Raw genomic sequence first — 26,090 nt, forward strand, 5'->3', positions numbered from 1 at the left:
CATTCTGAGGAACGAAGAATCCCCGCGACAATTAGCCATAACGATTTTCAATCTTTGTAGAGTTACTTACGAAGATTCTTCGTTCCTCAGAATGACAAACTGGACAGAATTACACAATTCACAATTTACAATTCACAATTAATTATGAAATCGATTAAAATAACTGCAATACTGTTTTTAGGTTTATTATTTTTCAATTTTACGCCAAAACAAAACAATAAACCGACAGTTTACACCGTGGGAGACTCTACCGTAAAAAACGGAAGAGGTGACGGATCCGGCGGGCTTTGGGGCTGGGGAGATTATATTGGACAGTTTTTGGATAATACAAAAGTCAATATTGAAAATCATGCTTTGGGCGGTACCAGCAGCAGGACTTTTCAGGATAAAGGTTTGTGGACAGCGGTTTTGAATAAACTTAAAAAAGGTGATTACGTGCTGATTCAGTTTGGACATAACGATGACGGTCCACTAAATGACACACTCCGGGCAAGGGGAACCATCAAAGGAATTGGATCAGAAACCCAGGAAATCGACAACATGATTACTAAAAAGCATGAAACAGTTCATACTTACGGCTGGTACATTCAGAAAGTAGTTCAGGAAGCAAAATCAAAAGGCGCTATTCCGATTATTTGTTCCCCTATTCCACGAAATGACTGGAAGGAAGGAAAAGTACCACGCAACGACAAATCATACGGATTATGGGCTAAACAAATTTCAGAAAAGGAAAAAGTAACTTTTATCAATCTGAATGAAAAAATGGCTGTTGAAATGGAAAAGTTAGGCGAACAAAAAGTAACCGGAACTTATTTCTATAAAAAAGACCATACACATCCCTCTGCAAAAGGAGCTGTATTGGCGGCTTCATTAATTGTCAATGAACTGAAAGCAAGCAAAAACTCCCTAAAAAAATATATTTTAAAAGATCCGAAAATTGTACTTCCGGCGAAGAAAAAAGTCTTTCTAATTGGCGATTCAACGATGGCAAACAATGGCGATAATCCCAATGCTGTCGGCTGGGGAGTTGTATTTTCAAAATATTGCGATACCACCAGAATTGAAGTGGTCAATAAAGCCAGAGGAGGAAGAAGTACACGTACTTATACCAAAGAAGGTTTGTGGGATGAAGTTAAGAATCAATTGAAACCAGGTGATTTTGTAATGATTCAGTTTGGTCATAATGATGCCGGAGCGGTTGATAAAGAAAAATTTAGAGGTTCATTAAAAGGTAATGGAGATGAAACTCAGATTGTCGTTCGTGACAGCATAACAGAAACCGTTCATACTTTTGGCTGGTACATGCAAAAGTTCATAAGGGAAAGCAAAGAAAAAGGCGCTATTCCGATTGTTTTAAGTCAGACGCCAAGAAACGAATGGCCAAACGACAAAGTAGAACGCAGAACCGATACTTATGGAAACTGGTCGAAAATTGCTGCCGAAAGAGAAAAAGCATTTTATATTGACCTGAACGAAATTGTAGCCCAAAAATACGAAGCTCTAGGCAAAGAAAAAGTAAAACCGTTTTTTCCGAAAGATCATACGCACACAGGAGCTGAAGGGGCTGCTTTTAATGCACTTACAGTAGCTGAAAGTCTTAAAAAAATAAAAGACTGCGGACTGAGGGAGTATATTGAAATTCCGAAGTAAGTTGTATGGAATCTGTAAAATGTTAGATGTAAAATGTTTTATGAAATTTAAGAATATAAATTACGTGAACGGGGAATTTGCAGTTTTTCACTTTTCACTTTTCACTTTTAATGCATAAAAAAAACCTCGTTTAAATTAAACGAGGTTTTTAGTATTATTTTTTTGATTCTTCGATAGAAACTTTTCTGAACTCTTTTAAAAGTTTTTCAATCTCTAAAGATGATTTACGTGCTCTTGCTCCTGCTGCTTTAACACCTTTTTCAGATAATGATTCAGATTCTGTTTTGAATGTTTCAAGTTCGGCGTTGATTTTTACTAATAAATCTTTCATGATAATTATGTATTAAATTAGGTCGCAAAAATAAAAGTTTGCTTTATAGTTAACGTAAGTTTAGTGTTAAAATTATCCCTATTTTTCCTGTTACTGTTAATATTTAATAAAACCATTCACATTACCACTAATTATCAATAGTTTATAAAAATAATATTTTCAAAATTTTATTTACAATAACGTTTGGCAGCCCCAAATCTCATGTCTTTGTCATTTAAATTTGGCTTTTTGTCTACAGAAGCACATATACCATTCATTAGGTTAGCGATGATTTAAAGCTATCAGACATTCAATTTTATAATTTACAAACTTCTGTTGCAATAATATCCATAAAAGACCCTGGATAGATTTTTTCATGTTTTATTTTTACATCATCTGATTTTTCGACTTTACCATTAAGATCATATGAGATTACTTTAATCAGATTATAGGTTCTAGCTGTACAATTAAATTGAACTAACATCAATTCACGATTCCCACCAAAAAATATCTCCTTTAATTGAATGTTTTTAACTGGTCGTACAGGAATTATATGACTTATCCAAAACCTTAAACATTCACCATCTTTTTCCTGCGATGTAATGTATATTTTTGCTCCATCATTGTCGTTAGCAATATATTTGAAGTCTTTGTCTGATTGAGAAAAACAATTTACAGCTAAAAGAAATAAGAGAATAATAAAAAGTTTTTTCATAAAAAATTTTGGTTAGTATATGAAAGTTTCTGTCGTCATAACTTTTGTCATAGACACTGTGCAGGTCTGAGTTAATTTCTTCATTAAATAATATTTTTCGAAAAACAACTACTAACTTAAAAAATAAATTATGAATCCTCTGATAATGGATTTATTTTAATTTGTCATAATTCACTTTTTTAGCATCCTTTTTAAACTGATTTTCAAGTGCTATTTTCATTTCTTCGGCTACCGATTTATTTTCTGAAATAAGGTTATTCTTTTCCTGAGGATCTTTTTCAATATTATAAAGCTCGAAATCTGCAGAAGTATTCACGTGCCTGGTCCGGATTATTTTCCATGGCTTTTTAATTAAGGATTCCTGTAAATGACCTCTAACATAAATTTCCTGATCAGGAATTGATTTATTTTCTAAAACTGCTGTCCAGGCATTTTTCCCTTCAATACTTTTTGGAAGATTATGATCTCCTGCTAATGACAAAATAGTTGGTAATAAATCTATTACCGAAATATAATTTTCATTCTTATATTTCTTCAAATGATCTTTCCAATAAAATATACAGGGAACTCGTATTGCCCCTTCATAATTTGATGTTTTCCAGTCCCTGAGCGGTGTATTATCTCCGAGAACAGTATTTGATGGATGAATTCCATTATATTCGTTTTTAGAGTCCCAATCCTGCATAGCACCGTTATCGCTCATAAAAATAACCAGCGTGTTTTTATCCAGTTTTTGCTGTTTAAGCTTCTCAAGCAATATTCCAACACTATTGTCGAGGTGACTCATAGCCGCCGCATAATCCCTGCGCGAACTGTCTTTTATGGAATTCATATAAGGATCTTTCCATTTCTGTTCTTCCTGTAAAGGAAAATGCGGTGCACTATAAGCTACTTCTAAAAAGAAACTTTTCTTTGGATCTCTTATTTCCGAAATCCATTTGACAGCTTCATTGGTAAGCAAGTCTGTAACATGCCCTTCCTCTTCAATAAATTCACCATTTCGATACCAGCTTTTATCGCCATTTTTATACAAATGCGTATACTGATCTAATTGTCCGTGTAGGAAACCATATGAATAATCAAATCCATACGCTTTTGGTCCGCTGCTTGGCTGCAAGCCCAGATGCCATTTACCTATAAGTGCTGTCTGATAGTTATTTTTATACAATAGCTTTGGCAATGTCGGAATTGAATCCGGGAGTTTCAACTGACTTTTATCGCTAATCGGAGCTACGATTCCCATACGACTCGCCGGTTTTCCCGTAAACAAACTCGCCCTTGAAGGAGAACAGGTTGGATTGACATAAAACCGATCCATTTCTACCCCGTTTCTAGCTAAAAAATCAATATTTGGCGTTTTGATTATCGAACCGTGGTACCCGACATCATTCCATCCGGCATCATCAGCTATTATCAAAATGATATTCGGTTTTTCTGATGAACTCATTTCATTTTCCTGACTATATAAAATTGAAAAACAAAACGATAACAGTACTAACAATTGATTTTTTGTATTCATATTTTTTATCATTTTAAAATTTGATTCATCTTAGATTTTAGTATTTACTGTGATATAGTCCAATACAATTCCTGTTTGATTCACGTTAATTGCAATCGTATGTTTTCCTTTATTTGCATTTGAAACAGGCAGTTTTACAATGGCACTATTTCGCAATACATTTTCTTTCCAGGTTTTATCCCTGTCTTTTGTATTGATCGAAAAGGACTGCGTTTTATTTCCGTCTATCTGTACTTCGATTTGATGATCAAAGTTATTGGCATGCGTAGGCAACAAGTGAATTTCTATTTCATAATTACCCACATTTTCAATTTCAAAATCATAAGAAACTGACGGTTTTTCAGTTTTAAAATACTTTTGTTTTAATGGAAATAAAGTAATAGCATTATTACTATACCCTAAACAGTTAATGGTTTTCCATTGGTATTCTTTAGATTCTTTTTTAGAAATAAACTGATTTGCACTTATGAATTTTATCGCTTTTGAAGTTTCTTTAACTGATGCTTCTTTTGAAAATTCGGCTTTTTTAATAGAATCGAAAACCGGCAGATTTCTAGGGCGCATCGACATCATGTGATTCCATTTGCCACTGCTCAGTTTCTCATTATAAAAATCAGTCAGTTCTTTTATTTTGTTGTATGATTCATTAGATAGTGTTTCGTATTTTTTTTTCTCATTTACATCTGATGCCCTGCAAGCCAGATTCCAGTATAAAAATTTATGGTTCATATAAGCAGCTGATTTAATCGGATAAGTTACCAATTGAAAATAAGCATCTAGTCTTTCATCAGGAACAAGTTGGCCAGTATCTACTGAAACGGCTGATTTCCAAACATCTACTTCTTTAACCAAATTATTGTAAGCTTTTATTCTTTTCTGACATTCTTCTTCAGTAAAATCGGATAGTTTTATTTGCGTAGTAGGTTCAGTCTGGCTCCATCCCATATATTCCGGCTTTCTGAGAAATGCCAATCGGTAATATTCTTCAAATACAGGATTTAAGTATTCTGCAATTTGGGAAGAGAGTTCTCTGGTAATCCAGTGTTTCAGGTACTGATTGATTCCATCCGATTTTATACTATTAATATCCCACGCTAAATCCAGAAAAAGTTCTGTATCATATTCGGCAGGTTTTATATCTCCAACATTTACGATCCACATTTTTTTAGCACCGTTTTCATAAGCTTTAGTCATTTCGTACCAAATCAAACCCGGTTGTGTTGTACTGAGCCAAAGATAGTCATGTGGCCTTCCCCAATAACTAATATGGTAATAAACACCGCTTCCTCCTGCTCTTTTTTGCTCTTCTTCATTACTGAGACGGCGAATATACCCGTAATTATCATCTGGCCAGACCAAAGTTATATCATCGGGAACTTTAAGTCCGTTATCGTATAATTCCAACACTTCTTTGTACGGTACAAAAGCCTGAGGAATTTCTTTTAACGGTTTTTTAAAAGTATTTGAAAGCATCTCACGCTGATTCAAAATGATTTTTTCCACCATATCGATGGATTCTTTTAAATCTTTCGCCCCTTCCATTTTACTGTCATGAACGCCACGCATGCCCAATGTCATAATGGTTTCGTTCTGAGCCGATTTTAATTCATCTAAACGATCCTGCCAATATTTGTCAACGTTGGATTTATTGGTAAAATAATTATAATCTCCATGAATTTTAGGTTTCCATTCGTCAACATTATTCCGAAGCATTGGTTCAGCGTGTGAAGAACCAATAACCATATGATATTTTTGGGCTATTTCCTTATTCCCCGGAAGGGTAAAAAAACCTTTTGTAGAAGGATGCATAGCCGGCCAGATGGTGTTGGCTTTTAAACGCAGTAATAACTGAAATATCTTTTCGTAAGTTTTGGGTCCGATGTTTCCAACTTCCGGTTCGAATGTTTTTTCTGCCCAGGGCTCTAATCCCCAGTCTTCATCATTTAAGAAGATTCCTCTGTATTGTACCGATGGCGATGAAATGATGCCTTTTTGTGGAAGCTGCAATGTTAGTTTTTCTTTTTTTATCGGATGAACATCTGCCCACCATTTCCATGGAGAAATTCCCAGACGCTCTGTAATTTCAAAAATGGCATAAACTGTTCCTCTTATATCGCTTCCAACTACCAAAAGATTGTCCTTCTCTTTTTTAATGGAAAATTTCTCCCACTGACCAGACAAATCTTTGGATTTTGATTTAAAAAGATCTGATGAGGCATCTCCGATATAAATTCCTTCTTTAGAAATAGTTTGGGTTGGAACAATTTCGGGTCTTTTTCCGGTTATCTCTTTTACATCATCAGCCAATTCGTTTACAGCCCAAATAACTAATTCGTCTGTATTTTTATCGATATAAATTGTAGTTAACTGATTGGAATCTGCAATTGAAAAATTAACTGCGTTTTTATCCTGACTGTAAATGTTGTTACTCAAAAAAATAAGCAACAACAGCAACCTTGCAAGTATATTTTTGTTCATATTTAAGTTTGTTTACCTAAAAACAAAAGTTCAAAGTTTACAACTGATTACGTTACAACTTTGAACTTCTGCATCTTTAAATTATTAGAAAAAATTACTCCACCAACTGCTTGTTTAAAAGCACATTCTTTAAGGTAATTCCGTCTACAATACTTTTATCTACAGCTGTTTTTGTTGCTTCAATATTCAGGTTTTCGAAAGTAAAATTAGATAAACGAACATTCGGGTCTTTTTCTACATTGAAAAAAGTATCCGACTTCATTTCGATATTTTTTAAAGTCACATGATCGCCATACGATAACGGAACATCAGGACGGCCTTTTAAATCAAAAAATTGTTTCCATGCCAATACAACAAGGCAGTTTTTTGCCTGTCCTTTAATGTCTTCTACTCTAATGTACTCGTATCTTTGAGGTGTATCCGGTCTCATTTTTAACCAAAGCATTCTCGTGGCACCATCGATTTGGCAATTACGCATAATTACATTTCTGTTGTGAATAGATTCACTTCCGTTTGTTAATGCCGAATGACAGAAACCAAATCGGCAATCTTCGATGATGATATTAGCATTTGGTCCATTATTTTTATCCTGATCTGCATAAGGTCCTTTACCGCCTTTTAATGCAATTGCATCATCATTTACAGACAAATAACATCCTTTCACTAACACATTCGTACAGATATCAACATCGATTGCATCTGTACTTGGAGCCTTAACTTCTAAATGCGGAGAGAAGATGTATAAATCTAATAGTTTTACATTATTACATTTATAAAAGTGATTCGTCCAGAAACCTGAATTTATCAGTTTAACATCCTGAAATTGCACATTATTAGAGTTCCAAACAAAAACCAGTCTTGGTCTTGACACTTCAAGATTGGTACATTTTGGATTGATTTTTCTTCTTGCCCAAAAAGCTTCATAATATTTATAACCGTTTCCGTTGATGGTTCCTTTTCCTGAAATAGAAAAATTATCAACACCGTATGCATTTACCAAAGCCGGAAAATAATCCAGGTTCTGACCTTCCATTCTGGATGGCATAATCGGATAGTTGGCAATATCATCAGAACCTTTTAGAGTTCCACCTTCAGCAACATATAAACTTGTTTTAGGCTTAAAAAATAAGGCACCACTCAGGAAAACACCCTTTGGAATCACAATTACTCCACCACCACTTTTCGCCGCTTTATCAATAACTTTTTGAATCGCAACGGTCTGAATTTTGGTACTGTCTTTCGTAACTCCAAAATCTGTAATGGCATATTGTTTTCCTAAATCCTTCAATTGAAGTTTAGTATAATCCTTAAACCATGGTGTAATAGTGCTTCCATCCGGAAAAGTATCGTTTTTATAATTTTGAGAAAATGCAGGCTGGGCAATTCCCAAAATGCAGATTGCTAGTGTCAGTAATCTTTTCATTGCGTTTTTTTTGGTTTTTAAATTTTATGAGGTGTTATTTTAATTTGACTGATAGAAATATAATACCCTGTGCTTCCGTAATTTGATTTTCTTTTATCTGACCAGTTTGGTCTTTCTCCGGTAACAGAAACAGTTAAATGATAATTGTCTTTTTTTAGCACCGGAGACCTAAAAACTTGTGTCAATGTCGAAAATTTGCTGTACATATCAACAAGTGCCGATACAATTACCTTGCCTTTTTCATTGGTTAAAACCACTTTTGCATAACCATTTTCAGGATTAACTACACTATACAAAGCAATTTGCTCTCCCGTGAATTTGATTAGAACAGAAGCATCTTTTTCATCTGATTTGCTTTCAGATTCTTTTTGTTTCCAGTTACCTTTATATTGAATTTTCGGATTAGTGTTTTTTATGATCTCGTCATTATTATCTGCCTCAGATTGAAGTCCGGTAATTGTATTAATCTTCCATGCATCCTGATACTCAGGAATCGAAAGCAAAGTTCCCGAAATTACAAGCGGCTGCCATACATATGTTGCTGATGACGCTTGTTTAGAAAAAGACCATCGGTCGCCCATAAACATAAAGGTTGTATCTTTTGTCCCCTGGATTGGCAATACAAAAGTCGATTGTGAATTCCATGTGAGTGTTCCTTCCGGAGCGATTAAACCCTGAGATTGCCAGGAGCCTTTAAGCGAATTTGAAGTGTAATAATAGTTGTCGTTTTTCTCCCAGCTTGTTAAATGCGAACCTATAAAATAATAAAGACCGTCTTTTTTAAGCATAGTCGGAGATTCAAATCCGGATGTAATATTTTCGTTTATTTTTTCTGTAACCGATTTAAAATCATCACTCAGTTTATAAATTTCACCTCCGTGAACCAGGATATAACCGGAACCATCAGTATCCTGAAAAGTTCCCATGTCCCATTTTTTAATGGGTTTCCCCTGATACAAAACCGGACCTTTAAACTGATAAGGCCCTTTAATATTTTTGGATACAGCATACCCCACAAACTGATCTTTATATGTCAGGGTGTCGGCGTGCATGAACATAACAAATTCTCCCGTTTTAGGGCACTTCATTACTTTTGGTCTTTCACCAACACGATTAGGACCCAATTTACCCGATTTTTGCAGCGGAAGTGCAATGCTTTCAAATTTCCAGTTATACAAATCTTTGGATGAGTAACAATTGAATCCTGTAAATGCATTACTGATATCCGTGTGAGCTTCGCCAAAGAGATAAAAAATATCTTTCTCTTTAATAATATTGGCACCATGGGCACTTACAACATTTCCGTTTTGGTCAAACCATGGCGTTCCGGAATAAATCGCATTCATTTTTCCTGACTGTTGCCCATGAGAAGCAGAAACGCACATCATAAGCATAATACACCATGTAACTTTTCTTAAATATTTAAAAATAAAATAATTATTTCCGTTCATTTTTACGATTCCAATTCTTAATTAATCAAATTTATTCTATTCTTATTTTTTTTGTATCCTGTACTATCGGTTATAACTGTTAAATAAAAGACAGGATGCTACAGGATGAGAATTCTTGCCTGACCGGTTATTTTTACTTTATACTAAACTAAGATTATGACACAAAAATACGGCTACATCTGTCTGTTACTGAATGTTTTATTTACTTTAAGCAGTTTTAAAAATGATGAAATTAATCTCGAAGGCAACTGGTATTTTGAAATTGACCGAAACGATGAAGGAATAACTCAAAAATGGTATAACAAAAATCTCGCAGATGTTATAAAACTTCCCGGGTCAATGGCTGAATTTCTGAAAGGGGATGATATCACCCTAAAAACAAAATGGACAGGTTCGATCTATGACAGTTCATTCTATTTTATTCCACGATTAGAAAAATACCGTCAGCCGGGCAACGTACATATCCCGTTTTGGCTCACCCCTGCAAAACATTATGTTGGTGCTGCCTGGTACCAGAAAGATGTAAATGTTCCTGCCAATTGGAAAGGCAAACGGATCCTTCTTCATTTAGAAAGAGCCCATATCGAAACCAGAGTATGGATAAATGATAAAGAAGTTGGCTTAAAAAACTCATTAGTAGCACCACATGTTTACGATTTAAGTGCATTTCTTTCACCAGGGAAACAGCGCATTTCTATTCGCATTGATAATCGGATCACTAAAATAAACGTGGGACCCGATTCCCACAGTATTACGGACCACACACAGGGAAACTGGAATGGTATCATTGGTAAAATAGCTTTAGAATCATTTTCGCCTGTTTATATTGATGATGTTCAGATATATCCGGATGTAAAAAACAGAAAAGCTATTGTAAAAATTACGATTCAGAATAGTACTTCAAATGTGTTTAATGGAAAATTATCCTTATCAGCGAAAAGCTTTAACAGTCCAAAATCTGACCAAACTAAAGAAATTACTAATCCGGTAACTATTTCGTATACTGAAAGCAAAATCATTGAAATAGAACTTCCATTTAAAAAAAGCATGCTGACCTGGGGCGAATTTGACCCGGCTTTGTATCATCTGACCGTAAAACTTAATGCTAAAGGAATACAATCTGAGAAAAAGATTCAGTTTGGGATGCGGGAATTTAAAATAAAAGGAAATCAGTTTTTGATTAATGATGTTCCGGTATTCCTCCGGGGAACCGTACATAATTGCGAATTTCCATTAACAGGTTATCCTGCGACTAGTGTAGAAGCATGGGACAAAATTTTTAAGACTATCAAATCCTATGGTTTAAATCATGTTCGTTTTCATTCGTGGTGCCCTCCCGAAGCAGCTTTTATTGCAGCTGACAAGGCCGGAATCTATTTGCAGCCAGAAGGACCAAGCTGGCCGAATCACGGTCCAAAAATAGGATTAGGTCAGCCGATTGATCAATTCTTGTATGATGAGACCATGCGAATGGCAAAAGCATATGGCAATTATGCTTCATTTACAATGTTATCAGCCGGAAATGAGCCTGCAGGAAAACAGGTAGAGTATCTGAATGCCTTTGTGGATTTTTGGAAAGCCAAAGACAGCAGAAGAGTTTATACCGGAATGTCTGTTGGCGGAAGCTGGCCTGTGGTTCCAAATGCCGAATACCAGTCCCGTGGTGGTGTACGAGGTTTGAACTGGAATAAATTGCCCGAAACAGAATCGGATTTCAGTACTGGAATTGCTCCTTTTAAAGTGCCATTTGTTGCGCATGAAATCGGTCAGTATTGTGTTTTCCCAAATTTTGAAGAAATATCTAAATACAAAGGGGTTTACAGGGCTAAAAATTTCGAAATGTTCCGTCAGGATCTTGCAGATCACAACATGGCCGATCAGGCAAAAGACTTTTTGAATGCCTCCGGAAAACTACAGGTACTGTGTTATAAAAACGAGATTGAAAAAATGCTGAGAACACCAGGATATGCAGGATTTCAGGCGTTAGGGCTACAGGACTTTCCGGGTCAGGGAACCGCTTTAGTGGGTGTTTTGGATGCTTTTTTTCAGGAAAAAGGATATGTAACTTCTCAGGAATATAAACGATTTTGTAACGAAACGGTTCCGTTGCTGAAAATTCCAAAATTTGTCTATACCAATACTGAAACTTTTAAGGCCGAAATAGCACTTTTTCACTCAGGAAAAACTCCTTTACAAAATTCGGTAATCAGCTGGACTATCAAAAATGAGAAAGGAATTGCTCTTTCTGAAGGAAATTTTACCCCTAAAACTTTTGAAAACGGAAATGGTATTTTAGTTGGAAACCTGACTTTTCCATTGAACGAAATTAAGATTGCATCCAAATTAAATTTAGAAGTAAAAGTAAATAATACGGCTTTTATAAACGATTGGGATTTTTGGGTATATCCTGATAAAAATCCGGAAATTACTTCCTCTGTTTATTACACAACTGTTATGGATGACAAAGCCAAAGAGGTTTTGCAGAATGGTGGAAAAGTCTTTTTGAATGCATCCGGCAAGGTTGTAAAAGGGAAAGAAGTAGAAATGCATTTTCTTCCGGTTTTCTGGAATACTTCCTGGTTCAAAATGCGTCCTCCACACGTCACAGGAATGTTTATTCAGGATAAAAGTGCTGCTTTTGCCAGTTTTCCAACGAGTTTCCATAGCGATCTGCAATGGTGGGAAATTCAAAACCGCTCGCAGGTGATGAATCTTGAAGATTTTCCGGCAGATTTCCGTCCGTTGGTACAGCCTATTGATACCTGGTTTATGAACCGCAGACTGGCATTAATACTAGAGGCTAAAGTGGGGAAAGGGAAAATTATCGTGAGCAGTGCCGATTTAGGTCCGGATTTAGAAAATAAACCTGCTGCAAAACAATTGTTCATTTCCTTACAGCAATACATGAATTCTGATGCTTTTAATCCAAAAGAAGAATTGAGCTTTGATGTCTTAAACGATATTTTCGTGAGTCCGTCAAAAGAACAATTTAAAACGTTTACCAAAGACAGCCCAGATGAATTAAAGCCTAATTCCAATCAGAATAAAGTGAAATAGTTTTGTAATGAATCAAATAAATTATTTAAATTTAAACTTTCAATACTTATATTTAAATCGTTTATAAACAAATAAAAGCGTTTATAAAAACTATTTTTATAAACGCTTTTTTGATATTGAGATATTATAGAGTTTTTCTAATCGAAAAAAAGCTTTTGGTTATTTAACTTTTCTTTTAAGCCATTCTTTCGGAACATTTACAATACAGATATTCATCGTGCGATTATCCTCTGAAAGCATAGCCGACTGAATCTGGATTTTCGTTCCATCCCTATTAAAAGTGGGGTGAACATGATCAGCTGCTGTTTGCTTATGTCCAGTTGTCAGGAGCATCATTTCGTTTGTTTTTCGGTCAATTAAGTATACACTTCTGGAGAAATCATCTCCTACTGCCCATCTTCCGTCAGCAGAACCATGTACATGCCATAATCCGCTGCCGTTTTTGGTTTGTCCGGCAATAATCATTTCGCGGGTTCTTAAATTTACAATGGCAAGACCTGTAGGTTTTTCACGGGTTCCAGTATTTCCCCAATTGCTTTCCTGTCCGGGATTAACCAGAGTTTTAATCTCACCGTTTTCAGCTACTTCTACCGGAGCATCTTTTTGGATATCAATTTTTCGATGTCCCATTATGGCTATTGCTACTTCATCTTTAGAAATCACTGCCTCGTGCGTTACCCATTCAAAATCAGATTCGGGATACAAAGGGCGTAAACCCGTTCCGTCTGCCATAACGGTCCAGGTTCTTTGAGGTGACTTCCCTCCTGTTTCCCAGCAAAAAACCAATTCACCCGGATTCCAGATATTCGACTGAATATGTCCAACCTGAAATGGTACTGAAACAACCTGTTTAAATTCACCCGATTTTAAATTCAGGCTTCCTATTCCGCCCGGACCTGCACCCATATTCCTCGGACCGATACTTTTCTCTATTTTTACATTCGGATCTAAGTGTCTCGCCGCTTCTTCTTTTCCGATTCTAAAATAAACTCTTTCTTCATCTGCATCTAAAGCCATATCGCCTGAAGCGCCCATTTCGGGATTTGTTATACCGCAAATACGTTCGTAAGCTGAAACCGGTTTCATTTTTCCTGCCTGACTGTCTTTAAAAACAGCTTCCAGATTTACCTCTACAATCTGCATTTTATCTCCTTCTCCTTTTCGCATAAAATACAGTTTCATGCTTTTTTGAGCCATGCATAAAGTTCCGGTATACCCTCCTTCGGTAACCTGAACCATTATGCCTGATTTTTCGTTAACCGCTACTGCTTCTCCACTGGCTCTTTTGGTTCTGAAAATCAGCCATTCTCCATCTGATGTCCATTGCGGATGCGTTGGATAGGTTTTAGAATCTCCTGCCTGTTTGGTTGTCAAAAAAATCAATTCCTGACCTGTGACCGGATCTTTTATTATCTTTTTTTCTGATGGAAAACGGGTACCAATCTGACTGAAAGAAGTCATAGTTGCCAATAAAAAAATGACACTTAAATGGCTCTTCATATTATTTGTGTAAATTGTTTTTACCTTCAACTTTTAATTGTATTGCACTGTCATTTATCTGAAACTGATTGTCTTGTAACAACAAAATTACTTCGGCTCCAGCCAATAAAACAGGGCCATAACCATGAGCGGCAAAAACATTTATCGGACGATAGTAATAAAACGCAGGATCAAAGCCCATCCCCGTACCTACGCAGGTTCCTTCCACTTGACCTTTTTCATTTACTTTTGAAGCAACTGCATTCCAACCCAATAAAACTGCAGGACCATACGTCATTTTATCCACATACCCACGATTAATCGCTCGGGCAATTGAATAGGTGTAAATGGCTGTTGCCGAAGTTTCCAAATACGAATCATTTCTATCCAGCAGTTGATGCCAAAAACCGGTTCCGTGCTGGTATTGTACTAATCCTGCGATGTGCTTTTGCAGTTGCGCCAGAACCTGAAGATATCCCGGATGATTTTTAGGTAAAACCTCCAGTAATTCAACCATAGTCATTATAGCCCAGCCATTTGCCCTTGCCCAATGAAATTGAGGATGTACTTCCATCGACTCAACCCAGCCGTGCATGTAGATTCCTTTTTGCTCATTGAACATTCTTTTAGAAAATTGGTTAACTTGTTTTACAGCATCATCAAAATATTTTGTGTCACCTGTGTAAGCCCCCATTTGAGCTAAAGCAGGCACACTCATAAACATATCATCCAGCCAAAGCGTATTGTCCTGAGGCCTGTTTCGTGCTAAAGTTCCGTCATTTAATCGAAACTGCTCCTTAGTGATAAAATGGATGTAATTATTAACCAAAGGATCGATATTGGCTTTTAAGCCATCTTTTTTGGCTTTAATAAAGGCTGCACAAAGCGCTCCGGCAAAATCCAGTGCTTCGGGATGAAGCGTTTTCAGCATATCTTTATCCTTGATATTTTTTTCCTGAATATTTTCTGCAACATCAGCGATTAGTTGTATTCTTTTATTCGAATAATCTGCAAAATATTTTTCACCTGTCGCTTTAGAAGCCAATAACATTCCGGCATAAGTAACGCCCCATTCGTAACTCGTTAATCTAAAAGCTCCTGGTTCGAAAATAACATCTTCTTTGTTTTTTTTATAGTCGGTAATTTCAGTCTTTGTTGCTGAATTTACAATTTTTGAAGCCGAATTTTTATCTAAAAAATTATAGACTCTGTCCAATACAGATTTTATATTTTCTTTTTGCGGAATTACATACGGTGTTGGATAATCAGGCTGCATTAGATGCAAAGGTGTTGTGGCATCATTGGTTTGGGCGTTTGCAAAATTACTGACACCCAAAACAAATAAGGCGATAATTTTGGTTGATTTATAGTTCATGGTTAGATATTTTTTAGTTAGTGAAATTTTATTATTTGCTTACTTCAATCTTTATTTTAGCCGAAAGCTGTTTAGCAAGAGCCGTTACATAATTACTGAAATAAGCGGAATCTTTGAAGTTTGGATCAGCACTTAGTTCCCAGCCTGCAACAGGATAATAACTAATTGGCTGATTATTTTTTGTACTTACTTTTATCAAATAGGAATTGGTCAGTTTACCTGTTTTTGGAGCTTCGATATAGCCTTTGTAAGCATCTTTTGGAATAATTACAGCAGTTCCCAAAATCCATTGACGTTCATAAGTCAGTTTATCGTGCAGAATAAAACAAACGTAATCTCCGGAATCAATTACCTGTAACGGATTCTGATTATTGATATTTGAAAACGCAATAGCCAATGTTTCATTACCTTTCAGTCCATTTAAAGAAACGCTATTTTTGTATCCGTACATTCCAGGCCAGATTGAAGCCGTTTCCTGCACCTGATAGTTATTTCCTGAAGCCTTCCAATTTTGATATTTATAACTCAAAACCGAATTTACAGGACCTTCGCTTACAATTTTGAAAGTCGTTTTTTCAACGTTATTTATCGTATCATTGATTAGAATACCAAGTCTGTTGATTTCATCTCCAACGATTAATCCATATCCGCCTAATCCGGCAGAAGTTCCCACAGGAAAAATATCCCTTCCCCATTCGTGCATCTGATGATAATTGTCTTCTACGGCGCCTTTGCTGCTGATACCTACATTTTCAGGTGTGATACCGGGAGTTCTTTTACCAAAAACATCTTTACAATTTCTTCCGTCCAGATAATGTCTGAAACCTACTTTATCATTTTCCCAGGTTGGGCCATCAGTTTGGTATTTTTGAAATCCAAGTTTCTTGTACACCTGATTCGCTAACAAAACTTCTTCAGTTGCAGGCTGTACAGGTAAATTTTCTCCTTCTCTTTTTCCGAAACGTGCACTGGTTTTTACTGCATACTTAGGATCCGTATTGGACCATTTAAGTTCAACTGTTTTCTTTTCTTTAGCAGAAAAATCAGCCACAAAGAATAATTCATCCCATTTTCCGTCACCATCCAGATCGTTTACCTGGGCCGGAATCGTATCTAAATTTTGCAGTATTATTGGAAAAGATTTTTCGATTCCCTTTGCTTTAAGCGTACTTCTTTTTATTGAAATTGCCTTTTGTGGCAGCGCCAAATCAGAATTATTGGTTAAAACAATTTTAGTCGATTGTGATTTTTGCGCTTTGCAGCTTATAAAAACCATAGCCGATAAAGCTATTGACAGACAGAGTTTCGATTTCATTATTCTTATTTTTTATTTACTATTTATTTAACGGCAACATCCCAGATTTTTGACAATCTCGATTTTCCTTTTGGTCCTGAAATGTCTAAAACTACAACATATTTTCCGGCATCCTTATATTCATGTATCGGATTTTTTTCTGTCGAAAAACTTCCGTCTCCAAAATCCCATTTGTATGATTCAATTTCGCCTACAGACTGATCGACAAATGCTACCGTTCTTTTGTTTTTATCAATGACATTGAAAGTCCATTTGGCACTGATTTCTTTTATAAATTGTTTTTCCAAGGGCATTAATTTAAAAGGAAGGCTGTAAGAAGTATTTCCATACATTTTATGTTCTTTTGAAAGATTCCAAAAACCATTATTTCTTTCCTTATTCACATCATCATAATCGATAATTGCCCAGCAGAGACCGATGCTTTTATTTTCTTCCAATATGGATTCTACTGCTCTGGACGGATCGTTTCCTGCATAATCAAAAGGAGTAATCCAGAATTCTAATATCAGTTTTCCTGATTCTCCTGCTTTAAAATTATAATTAGAAGCAGCATTAGCATACGGAAGTTCCTTAATCCACGGTTGGCTACCCCAAACCAATGTCCAGTCTTTTCCTTCGGCAGGAGTGAAAATATGATAATTCTGAGCATGCACACCATGAAAAGAAAAATAGGCTTCCATTGTATTTGTCAATGCCGGATTAGGATGAAACCTGTCTATAAACGGTCCGCCGGACTGATCTGCATCAACAATGACTTCAAAAGTATCATTGTGAAGACCCGACAACGAAAAATCCCAGTAATCATCATACGCTTCATACAAAAAATACAGACGATTCAATCCTTTTACCCAGGCAAGCTTAACACTTACGTCTAAATTTTTAGGATTTGCTTTGGCATGTTTTCCGCTGTCTTCCCATAACTGATCCATTCCAACAGTATAACTTTCAGGAACCATTTTCCAGTCATCTGCTTTTCCGTCAATCGTTGGGATTTTGTTCGCCGGAAACTGAAAAACTTTAAAAGTTCTGGTATCTTGTGACCAGCATTGAAACAACGTGCAAAACATTATCGCTAAAAAAAATGTATTCTTTGTATGAAGTTTCATAAGTATGTTATTTAATTTTTACTCGGATTCAAAGCTGTTTTTTTGAATAATCGGAAGAATATTAATCTAAATGAAAAACCTCCTTCAGACCAATAGCAACTGGAGAATTATCAGGATTGGTCTCCATAATATCACCCATATAAACCCACCATTTTTTTACAATCGGATGGTTTGGCAATAAATCAAAATCGAAATCAGCACTTATTTTTTGAACAGCAAAAAGTATTAATGTTTCTTCATCCAGAAAAATACTGTAATCCTGTATACCGGTTTCTGAAAGGAGACTTGCTAATTCAGGCCAGATCTCATCATGTCGCTTTTTGTATTCAGCTTCAAATCCCGGTTTTAATTTCATTTTAAAAGCATTTCTTACCATAAGTTTTTAATTTTTTAAGAGTAATTTTCTAAAGATATTTACATTATTTTGAAGATAAACGATGAAGCCGTTTCAAATTTCCCGCCTTGTGAGGCAGTAAACAAATAAGTCGCTTTTCCGTTTTGGAATAATAACTGAGGGCGTTCTGCACGGCCATATCGGTTGAGATGTTTTGGAGCCTGAGGCTGATTGATATATTTATTGAGTGGCTGATAGGATATTGAAGGATCAGACCAGTGAATTCCATCATCCGAATCCATGTAAAGTCCTTTGTCCTGTCCAAAAACACCCAAATCCCTTGCCAGCATTTTAAACTTTTTATCTTCATACCATACAAAAGCATCTTCACATTGTTTGTTATCTCCTAATTTTGAAAAATCAACAACAGGATTGCCTTCATATTTTCTATAAGGTCCTTCAAGAGATTTAGCAACTGCTAATCCGTATTTTCTATTTCCTTTAATTGGAAATTTTGGATGCACATAATTTTCTGTATCCAATGATTTATAATACAGCCAGTATTCACCATTTGGATGTTTTAAAAAAGAAGGATTTGTAGTCAAAAGATCATCCCAGGAACCTTCACTTCCCGGAAGCAAAAAAGGTTCATCAGGTCTTTTCCATGGTCCGTAAAGAGAATCTGAAGTAGCTAGTCCAATTCGTTTGGTATTCATTTTGCCATTAGAATTCCCCATAAAAAACAACGCATATTTTCCATCCACAAAATGAATACTCGGATTATGACAGGTCGTTGCATCCCAAAAGCCTTCACCACGGGGAGCAAAGACAGTACTCACATACGTGTAAGGACCTTCTGGAGAATCTGCTGTGGCATGAGCAATTTCAGAGCCGTTAATCCAGCCGCTCATTGATTTAGATTTTTTCCAACGCGAAAAAAAGACATGAATTTTACCATCAGGCCCTTCAATAGGGCTGTTACACCACACATAGTAGTCTTCAAATTCAAGTGCACGGCCTACCGGTTTAAGTCTTTTTTCGAAATCAGAAAGTTTCGGACCAATATGAAAACTATTGCTTCTGAGTGGAAATGGCAGACACAGCCCTATGAGAGCAAGAGAATTTCCGATTATAAATTTTCTTCTATTCATTTTAATTTCCTATAAAAAATCAAAAGCAAAATGTCTTAATTAATGTTTTAAATTAATTTGAACCACCTTGTCACGATTACAGATAATTTCACCATTTATGTATTCTAATTCTGCAACCTGTATTGTGCTTCTTCTGGTTTCAAAATTGTCTATTCCTTTATTTTCAGGAGTTCTTCCGGGATGTGTGAAATAAAAAACATAGGCTTTGTCATCGCTTACAATAACATCAGCATGTCCGCCAATTACTTTGTCATCTTCTCCTGTTCCCGGAATTTGAAGAATGTTTTTTTCCTGTCTTTTCCAGTTTATAAAATCATCCGAAGAGAAAACAGCCAAACCTTTCCATGGATCTGTAATCATCCAGTTTTTCCCTTTCCAGCTAAAAATTTTCGGGCCTTCTCCCCTGTCTTTTACTACTTTTTTTCCGCTGTCTGTCCAATGGTACAAATCTTTGCTGTCGGCATAATAAATGGATTTGCCATCATTTTCATTGTTGTAATACATACGCCAGTTTCCATCAGGCAATTGAAAAACAGAAGCATCAATGCAACGCTCTGAAGCCAGTTTTAATTGTGATTCAAATTTCCAGTCGATTAAATTTTTACTGGTCAGATGCACAATATATCGAGGATGTTTCCAATCTTCAAAAATACCCGGAACAATTGTCAGGTACATATGATATTTATTTTTATGCTTGATGACTTCCGGAGCCCAGTAGGTGACATCTTTAATCGTATAACCAATATTACAATTGGTTTTATATTTCCAATGTGCCCCATCATTTGATTCGGCAATGCCAATGGGAGTTCCATGTACCCAGCTCACCCCATTTCCACCAATATTTGCTCTTCGATTGGTGTAAAACATCAGCCATTTTTTATCTTTTTTACTCCAGATAATAGTCGGATCTGCTGCTCCGTCAAAAACAGGGTCTCGATATAAAGGCTTATCTGCGGTTTCATTTTTTGCTTGCTGAGCAAAAGCGGAAAGACAAAATAAAAAGTATAAAAAAAATATTTTTTTGAAGGTTATGAAGGTTAATTTCATGAAAACATAATAGGTTTAATTTCAAATATATTTATTTATTATTCGAATACTGTCCTGTGCTATACTGTACTTTTTAAAGTATAAGAGGAAGGTTTACAAAACTATAAACCTTTCTCTTATAAACAATTATGTTATTATTTTTCAATCAGAATTTTAAGTGTTTTAGTTCCTTCTTCACTAATTACTTTTAGAAGATAAACTCCATGATTATGGTTAGGAATGCTAAATACTCCATTTTGATCCTTTCCGGTAAGTTCAATATCTTTTTTCACTAAAACCTGTCCAGTAATATCTGAAATTACAACGGTTGCTTTAGATGATTTATAACCACTAAATCGGATATTAAATTGTCCCGAAGAAGGATTTGGATATACCATTACTTCTGCTGTTACGGAAGCATCTGTTTTTTTAACCCCTAAATTCGAAATGTCTTTTATAACAATATTCGATGCAGGAACCGGAGCCATATCATATCCTAAAAAATAACTTGGATGAGGAGGCTGATTGTAAGCTGAATTTTGCCATGCAATTGCTGTACGGTATTGAGGATCGTGCATTAAAGTAGGAATTCGGTAATCAGAAATGATATTGGTTGTAAAAAGAATGAGAGCAGTATTGTCAGTACGACGTAGTATAATTTCCTCTCTCCAGTCACCTAAAATATCGCCTGTAAGAGCTGGATTTTTTTTAGAATCATTATTGGAAGAAACGGGAGCTGCCTGATAAATCGTAAACAAGCGATTTAGCGATTGTGTTGCCGGATTCCATTTGTCCATAATTGTACCATCAAGCAATTCACGTCCTAAATCACCATCCCACCAAACAGCACCATTCACAGCCTGGCTTCCGTTTGTTGGTTTACTGGTTCCAATTTGTCCATCCTGAACATTATACAAATAACCGGAAGAACTCCACATTTCATAACCTCTGTGGTTTGAATCAATATCTCCCGCCAAAGCACGGCCAACATCTCCTGTGGTAACAGCTCCAAAAATCATTTCACCGGTTTTAGCATCATTAAGCCTGATTCCGTATGGGCTATATTGACTTTCGGATTCCAGACACTGCCAGATTTCCTGGCCGGGACGATCCGGATCCATATCCGACATGTGAAGTGCATCTCCATGTCCCTGCCCATAAGTCCAAAGACGTTTTCCATCATCATTAATAGCACTTGAACCGTTTATGATTTCGTCTTTTCCGTCACCATCCACATCACCAATAGTCATTTGGTGATTTCCCTGAGTTGAAAATGCATTATTGGCAGGATCACTCGCGTCTTTACTATCGAAAATCCAACGAAGCGTCAATTGTCCATCGCGCCAGTCATAAGCAGCACGCATTAATTTATCATAATAGCCACGGCCTACAATCAAACTCGGACGGGCGCCATCTAAGTAAGCTACCGCAGAAACAAAACGATCCTGACGATTTCCGTAAGTGTCACCCCAGTCTGCAGTATTTGCCCTCGCCGGCTGATAAGCAACTGTAGACATGGCAGCTCCTGTCAAACCATTGAAAACAGTCAGGAATTCAGGTCCTGCCTGTACCCATCCTCCTGAATTTCGATGATCGACCGTAGCATTACCAATCACTGTTCCTGTTCCATCAATAGTTCCGTCAGCTGTTTTTAAAATTATTTCAGCTTTTCCGTCTCCATCAAAATCATACACCATAAATTGATTGAAGTGCGGACCTGCATTTACATTTTTACCTAAGTTGATACGCCAAAGCAAAGTACCGTTCATTTTATAGCAATCGAAAATTTGTTCTCCCGAAAAACCTCCTCCGTTATGATTCAATAATGTAGGATCCCATTTTAAGAAAATTTCATATTCACCGTCTCCATCAACATCACCGACGCTTGCATCATTTGCAGTATAGGTATATGCTGTTCCATCCGGAATTGTACCTCCCGGCGGAATTTGCAATGGAATCGACAACTGGTTATTCCCCCATACCGAAACAGGAGCCGATGCAGCACCTTCAGTTCCACCAATAACTGCTTTTATGGTATAAGAACCATTTGCCGCAATATTATCGATATAGTTTGTCGAAGTTGTAATAGGAGCAGAATTGATTTTTACATTATCCCTGTAAACATTAAAAGTAATATTTGCAGGATCATTACCCAGCAATCTCCAGCTAATAAAAACTTCATTGGTCGATTTACGCAAGGCAACTACACCACGGTTCAAAAATTCTACCTGTTTTGGCGTATTCACTACTGCATCAGGTAGAGCCAGCGTATTGAACCTAATATTTTCTCCATAGGTAGTACCTCCATTTATTGCATAGGCTCTAACATAATACAAAGCTGCCGGTGTAAGGCCGGGAATAGTTACTGAAAAATTGCCTGTGCCACCGGTAGCTGCTATAATTTTAGTATTAGCTACGGTTGGATTACTGCTTGTACTGTAAACGATTCCTCTTTCTGTAACTGCAGTTCCTCCATCTGAGGTAATATCCCCTCCTGTTTCTGCTGTAGTTGCTGTCAAATTTGTAACCGTATTTGTGGTAAGTGTTGCCGGTGGAGGAGCCGGAACATAGGTTCTAACAATAGGAGTTACAATACCTCCTGTATTTGCTTTTGTATAAACAACAAAAGGATACAAACTTCCGGCAACAATTGTTAAATTCCCAGCCGGTTCATCAATTCCTCTAATTACTGTCGGATCTTTCATTTCTGTCCAGACAGTTGCGCCCGCAGTTTGTTTAAACACACGAGCAGAATAGGTAGGTGTACTGCTCACGTTGTCTATGAAAGAACAGTAAAGATTACCAGAAACATCCTTAATCAAACTTATATTTGGGGAATCTCTGGAACCAATAATAGTATTTGGACCCCAAGTATTTGCAGCTTTATTATATTCAATTACCGTTGCTTTATTGGTACTGGCCGTATTAAAATAAGCAATTGCCAGATTATTGGCAGAGTTAAGTGCCATACTGGTATGACGTACTCCCGCAGTAACTGATGAAGCTGCAGAAGCAGTCCAGGTTCCATTTGTAAACTTATACAATGTCATGCTACCTGTAGTGGCACTTATGGTAGTTAAATTACAGTATACCAGCCAAGGTACATCAGCCTCATCCACTACTAAACTTACTCCAATTGCTATTGAAGCAGTATTTACCGAACCACTACCAACTGTAACCCAGGAAGTACCATCAAACTTTTTAACATAAGGAGTCAATGTCCCATTATCACCAAAGGCGATATATGGATTGTTATCAGAATCGAAAGTCAATGAGCACCGAGGTGTTGAGCCATATTGTGAAACAGAATTAGTAACAGAACCAGTCGAAACATAGAGGTTGTTAGTTTCGTTATTTAATGGTTCCCATGCGTCTGTAGCTGTATTGTAAATTTTCACCGCCAGTTTATTACCATTTGCGGCATCCACGTAAGTAACATAAAAGCGGTTTGTTTTGTCCAGTATTATTCTGGAAAAATTAAGATTCGCTCCAATATCGTTACCTACTTGTTCCCAATTTCCTGTGGCAGTGTTTCTTTTTTTAACTTTGACAACAGGTCCGCTTCCTTCTCGGAACACTACATAAGGAACGTCGTTTAAAACAGCAATAGATGTATAGGACGATGCTACAGCGGAAACCTGAGATTCATTTCCCAAAATATTCCAGTTTTGTGCAAACGAATTATTTACATTCAAAAAGCTAAAAAATGTAATTAAAATAATTTTAAGGAATTGCTTTTGAAAGTGAATTGGTATAAATTCAAAAAGTACTTGTTTTTTCATAAATAGTTGGTTAAAAGGTTAGTACTATTAAAATTATTAGGATAAATATTTAATACTGTCCTGCCCTACCCTGCTATTTTTTTGAAAATTAGATTTTTACACTTTAAAAAAGTTTAAAAAAATATTAATAAACTAGAAATCAAAGAATTGAACACAATAACCACTAGATAAATAATTACATATGTATTTTGTTATAAAAATTAAAATTCAATTTTAAAACTCTTAATTTTCCATCAAATCCACAAAATTCGGTTTAATTCATAAAAAATACCTGTGCCTTTCTTAAACTCAGAAATGAAAAGGGAACATTATAAACTAACTAAACTAAACTCTTTTTATACAATTTGATTACCAGTTATCAGTACGAAAAGGGGATGCCGGTAAATTTTCGGCATTAAATAAATTTGGATCAGGCAATGCTTTCCATGCAAAACGAACTGCTTTTGGATTTTTTACTTTTTCTGAAGAAACTATAATCGTCTTACCGTCTATCTTAGCAACAGCCGGATAATAGGTTTTATCATCTCCGGCAATTTCAAATTCTTTTAAATCTCCAGTTGTTTTTTTGAATCCCGAATCAGCATAATCAAAAAATAACTGGATTTTATCTTTTTTGATTTTCATGTGATTATAAATGGGTCCTGAATATACCAATTTATCTTCGTTGTATGTTTTTGCCAAAGCTATTAGTGCCAACCTGTGACCGACAGTTTGTTTGTCTATTGGGTGAATGTTGTTTGTGTCACCAACATCAGTCGTAACGGCCATTCCGCTATTGGATATTTTTTGTAATGACAATAATTGCGCTTCTCTAATCTCTGGAGTCTGCCCTTTATGGGGCGTAATCTGTACATAATAAAAAGGGAAATCTCCCTGTTTCCAGTCGTCTCTCCAGCTTTTTACCATAGCAGGAAATAAAGTTTGGTATAATTTTGCCTTGCCTGAATTGCTTTCTCCCTGATACCAGATGACACCTTTCATTGTGTAATTAATTAAAGGATGCAACATGGCATTATACAATACATACGAAGTTTTATTTGCTTCTTTTTTAGGCTTTTTAAGTTCTGTTTTTGAAGCATTATTGTTAGCCTGCTTTTCGTTTCTTAAATTCAGGTAATACATTTCCAGTTTCTCCTGATATCCTTTTTCATTTTTAGCATCTTCTTCCAGAATGGTTAAAAAATCCGGATTTTCTTCCAGAACATTCTGAGAAGTCCAGGCTTCTGCTTTTGTACCTCCCCATGAAGTTGAAATAAGACCAATCGGAATTTTTAATTTCTGATACAACTCTCTTCCGTAAAAATAAGCAACTGCTGAAAACGTTTTTATTGTCTCAGGAGAGCATGATTCCCATCTTCCGGTAACATCATCAAGCGGCTTAGCAGATGCATTTGTCAAAACCGTAAACAATCTGATATTTGGATAATTCGATTTTACGATTTCCTCTTCATAGTTTTTTACACCGGTTTTCCAGGTACCTTCTTCCTTTCCTACAGGAAAATACATATTTGACTGTCCTGAGCAAATCCAGACCTCTCCAATAAGAATATTATTAAGCGTAATTTTGTTTGAAGCGTTGATAATTATGGAATATTCTTTTTCGCTTCCCTGAGGAGTCTCTACTGTTACTTTCCAGTTTCCTGTTGAATTTGCAATAGTTTCTATTGAACTGTTTTGCCATCCTAACTGAATATTTATTTTTTCGTTTGGAGATGCCCATCCCCATAAGTTCACTTTTGCATTTTGCTGTAAGACCATATTTTCACTAACCAAAGCTGGTAGTTTAACCTGAGCAGTTATAGAAAATGAAGCACTTAAAAAGGTTAAAAATAAAGACAGTTTTTTTATATAAATCATAGAATGAAAATTTAATATTTAGCACTTAAAAATAAATGACTTAAATAATATAGCTATCCTGT

17 protein-coding genes are annotated in these 26,090 nt (G+C 36.1%); 2 read left to right on the forward strand and 15 right to left on the reverse strand.

Annotated features, from left to right (window positions below):
- Positions 1–144: 144 nt before the first annotated feature.
- Positions 145–1,650 carry a rhamnogalacturonan acetylesterase gene (locus tag BXU10_RS15335; RefSeq protein WP_078228204.1) on the forward strand — a complete coding sequence of 502 codons (1,506 nt, stop codon included), beginning with the start codon at positions 145–147 and terminating at the stop codon, positions 1,648–1,650.
- 154 nt (positions 1,651–1,804) lie between these two features.
- Here BXU10_RS15335 and BXU10_RS15340 read toward each other — a convergent pair whose 3' ends face one another.
- The 6 genes from BXU10_RS15340 to BXU10_RS15365 form a co-directional block, all read right to left on the reverse strand.
- Entirely contained in the window at positions 1,805–1,981 is a 177-nt protein-coding gene (locus tag BXU10_RS15340; protein ID WP_078228205.1) for a histone H1, read from the reverse strand.
- Positions 1,982–2,276: 295 nt separating this feature from the next.
- The gene (locus tag BXU10_RS15345) at positions 2,277–2,675 is read right to left on the reverse strand and encodes a hypothetical protein (protein ID WP_078228206.1); all 399 of its coding nucleotides are present in this window, start codon (positions 2,673–2,675) and stop codon (positions 2,277–2,279) included.
- Positions 2,676–2,826: 151 nt separating this feature from the next.
- Positions 2,827–4,194 (reverse strand): sulfatase-like hydrolase/transferase, encoded by a 1,368-nt coding sequence (locus tag BXU10_RS15350; protein ID WP_223255473.1) that lies wholly within the window; start codon positions 4,192–4,194, stop codon positions 2,827–2,829.
- Between the two features lie 30 nt (positions 4,195–4,224).
- Positions 4,225–6,672 carry a glycosyl hydrolase 115 family protein gene (locus BXU10_RS15355; RefSeq protein WP_078228208.1) on the reverse strand — a complete coding sequence of 816 codons (2,448 nt, stop codon included), beginning with the start codon at positions 6,670–6,672 and terminating at the stop codon, positions 4,225–4,227.
- A 94-nt stretch (positions 6,673–6,766) separates the two neighbouring features.
- Positions 6,767–8,095 carry a glycoside hydrolase family 28 protein gene (locus BXU10_RS15360; RefSeq protein WP_078228209.1) on the reverse strand — a complete coding sequence of 443 codons (1,329 nt, stop codon included), beginning with the start codon at positions 8,093–8,095 and terminating at the stop codon, positions 6,767–6,769.
- Between the two features lie 17 nt (positions 8,096–8,112).
- On the reverse strand, positions 8,113–9,546 hold the full coding sequence (locus tag BXU10_RS15365; protein WP_078228210.1) for a family 43 glycosylhydrolase: 1,434 nt from the start codon (positions 9,544–9,546) through the stop codon (positions 8,113–8,115).
- A 156-nt stretch (positions 9,547–9,702) separates the two neighbouring features.
- Here BXU10_RS15365 and BXU10_RS15370 point away from each other — a divergent pair, with 156 nt between their 5' ends.
- Positions 9,703–12,603 carry a sugar-binding domain-containing protein gene (locus BXU10_RS15370; RefSeq protein ID WP_078228211.1) on the forward strand — a complete coding sequence of 967 codons (2,901 nt, stop codon included), beginning with the start codon at positions 9,703–9,705 and terminating at the stop codon, positions 12,601–12,603.
- A gap of 159 nt (positions 12,604–12,762) precedes the next feature.
- On the opposite strand, the gene BXU10_RS15375 is transcribed toward BXU10_RS15370, so the two are convergent.
- The 9 genes from BXU10_RS15375 to BXU10_RS15415 form a co-directional block, all read right to left on the reverse strand.
- Positions 12,763–14,103, reverse strand: coding sequence for a hypothetical protein (locus BXU10_RS15375; protein WP_078228849.1), 1,341 nt, complete (start codon positions 14,101–14,103; stop codon positions 12,763–12,765).
- A gap of 1 nt (position 14,104) precedes the next feature.
- Positions 14,105–15,457: a glycoside hydrolase family 105 protein gene (locus BXU10_RS15380; RefSeq protein WP_078228212.1), complete on the reverse strand. Its 1,353-nt coding sequence runs from the start codon at positions 15,455–15,457 to the stop codon at positions 14,105–14,107.
- 31 nt (positions 15,458–15,488) lie between these two features.
- Positions 15,489–16,772: a DUF4861 domain-containing protein gene (locus BXU10_RS15385; RefSeq protein WP_078228213.1), complete on the reverse strand. Its 1,284-nt coding sequence runs from the start codon at positions 16,770–16,772 to the stop codon at positions 15,489–15,491.
- A 23-nt stretch (positions 16,773–16,795) separates the two neighbouring features.
- A complete protein-coding gene (locus BXU10_RS15390) occupies positions 16,796–17,878 on the reverse strand; it encodes a PKD domain-containing protein (RefSeq protein WP_078228214.1) in 1,083 nt (360 codons plus the stop codon).
- Between the two features lie 61 nt (positions 17,879–17,939).
- On the reverse strand, positions 17,940–18,254 hold the full coding sequence (rhaM, locus tag BXU10_RS15395) for an L-rhamnose mutarotase (protein WP_078228215.1): 315 nt from the start codon (positions 18,252–18,254) through the stop codon (positions 17,940–17,942).
- A 38-nt stretch (positions 18,255–18,292) separates the two neighbouring features.
- A complete protein-coding gene (locus tag BXU10_RS15400) occupies positions 18,293–19,363 on the reverse strand; it encodes a glycoside hydrolase family protein (protein WP_078228216.1) in 1,071 nt (356 codons plus the stop codon).
- Between the two features lie 39 nt (positions 19,364–19,402).
- Positions 19,403–20,410 carry a family 43 glycosylhydrolase gene (locus tag BXU10_RS15405; protein ID WP_078228217.1) on the reverse strand — a complete coding sequence of 336 codons (1,008 nt, stop codon included), beginning with the start codon at positions 20,408–20,410 and terminating at the stop codon, positions 19,403–19,405.
- Positions 20,411–20,544: 134 nt separating this feature from the next.
- Entirely contained in the window at positions 20,545–24,171 is a 3,627-nt protein-coding gene (locus BXU10_RS15410; RefSeq protein ID WP_078228218.1) for a T9SS type A sorting domain-containing protein, read from the reverse strand.
- Positions 24,172–24,519: 348 nt separating this feature from the next.
- Positions 24,520–26,028: a sialate O-acetylesterase gene (locus tag BXU10_RS15415; protein WP_078228219.1), complete on the reverse strand. Its 1,509-nt coding sequence runs from the start codon at positions 26,026–26,028 to the stop codon at positions 24,520–24,522.
- Between the last annotated feature and the right edge of the window lie 62 nt (positions 26,029–26,090).

It is taken from the genome of Flavobacterium sp. LM4, assembly GCF_002017935.1.
Taxonomy (GTDB): Bacteria; Bacteroidota; Bacteroidia; order Flavobacteriales; family Flavobacteriaceae; genus Flavobacterium; species Flavobacterium chungangense.

Excerpts from the sequence above, each read along its gene's own strand:
- BXU10_RS15385 (WP_078228213.1), bottom strand. The coding sequence starts at position 16,772 with ATGAAATCGAAACTCTGTCTGTCAATAGCTTTATCGGCTATGGTTTTT.
- BXU10_RS15365 (WP_078228210.1), bottom strand. The coding sequence starts at position 9,546 with ATGAACGGAAATAATTATTTTATTTTTAAATATTTAAGAAAAGTTACA.
- BXU10_RS15415 (WP_078228219.1), bottom strand. The coding sequence starts at position 26,028 with ATGATTTATATAAAAAAACTGTCTTTATTTTTAACCTTTTTAAGTGCT.
- BXU10_RS15345 (WP_078228206.1), bottom strand. The coding sequence starts at position 2,675 with ATGAAAAAACTTTTTATTATTCTCTTATTTCTTTTAGCTGTAAATTGT.
- BXU10_RS15370 (WP_078228211.1), top strand. The coding sequence starts at position 9,703 with ATGACACAAAAATACGGCTACATCTGTCTGTTACTGAATGTTTTATTT.
- BXU10_RS15350 (WP_223255473.1), bottom strand. The coding sequence starts at position 4,194 with ATGAATACAAAAAATCAATTGTTAGTACTGTTATCGTTTTGTTTTTCA.
- BXU10_RS15400 (WP_078228216.1), bottom strand. The coding sequence starts at position 19,363 with ATGAATAGAAGAAAATTTATAATCGGAAATTCTCTTGCTCTCATAGGG.
- BXU10_RS15380 (WP_078228212.1), bottom strand. The coding sequence starts at position 15,457 with ATGAACTATAAATCAACCAAAATTATCGCCTTATTTGTTTTGGGTGTC.
- rhaM (WP_078228215.1), bottom strand. The coding sequence starts at position 18,254 with ATGGTAAGAAATGCTTTTAAAATGAAATTAAAACCGGGATTTGAAGCT.
- BXU10_RS15355 (WP_078228208.1), bottom strand. The coding sequence starts at position 6,672 with ATGAACAAAAATATACTTGCAAGGTTGCTGTTGTTGCTTATTTTTTTG.
- BXU10_RS15335 (WP_078228204.1), top strand. The coding sequence starts at position 145 with ATGAAATCGATTAAAATAACTGCAATACTGTTTTTAGGTTTATTATTT.
- BXU10_RS15360 (WP_078228209.1), bottom strand. The coding sequence starts at position 8,095 with ATGAAAAGATTACTGACACTAGCAATCTGCATTTTGGGAATTGCCCAG.
- BXU10_RS15375 (WP_078228849.1), bottom strand. The coding sequence starts at position 14,103 with ATGAAGAGCCATTTAAGTGTCATTTTTTTATTGGCAACTATGACTTCT.
- BXU10_RS15340 (WP_078228205.1), bottom strand. The coding sequence starts at position 1,981 with ATGAAAGATTTATTAGTAAAAATCAACGCCGAACTTGAAACATTCAAA.
- BXU10_RS15410 (WP_078228218.1), bottom strand. The coding sequence starts at position 24,171 with ATGAAAAAACAAGTACTTTTTGAATTTATACCAATTCACTTTCAAAAG.
- BXU10_RS15405 (WP_078228217.1), bottom strand. The coding sequence starts at position 20,410 with ATGAAATTAACCTTCATAACCTTCAAAAAAATATTTTTTTTATACTTT.
- BXU10_RS15390 (WP_078228214.1), bottom strand. The coding sequence starts at position 17,878 with ATGAAACTTCATACAAAGAATACATTTTTTTTAGCGATAATGTTTTGC.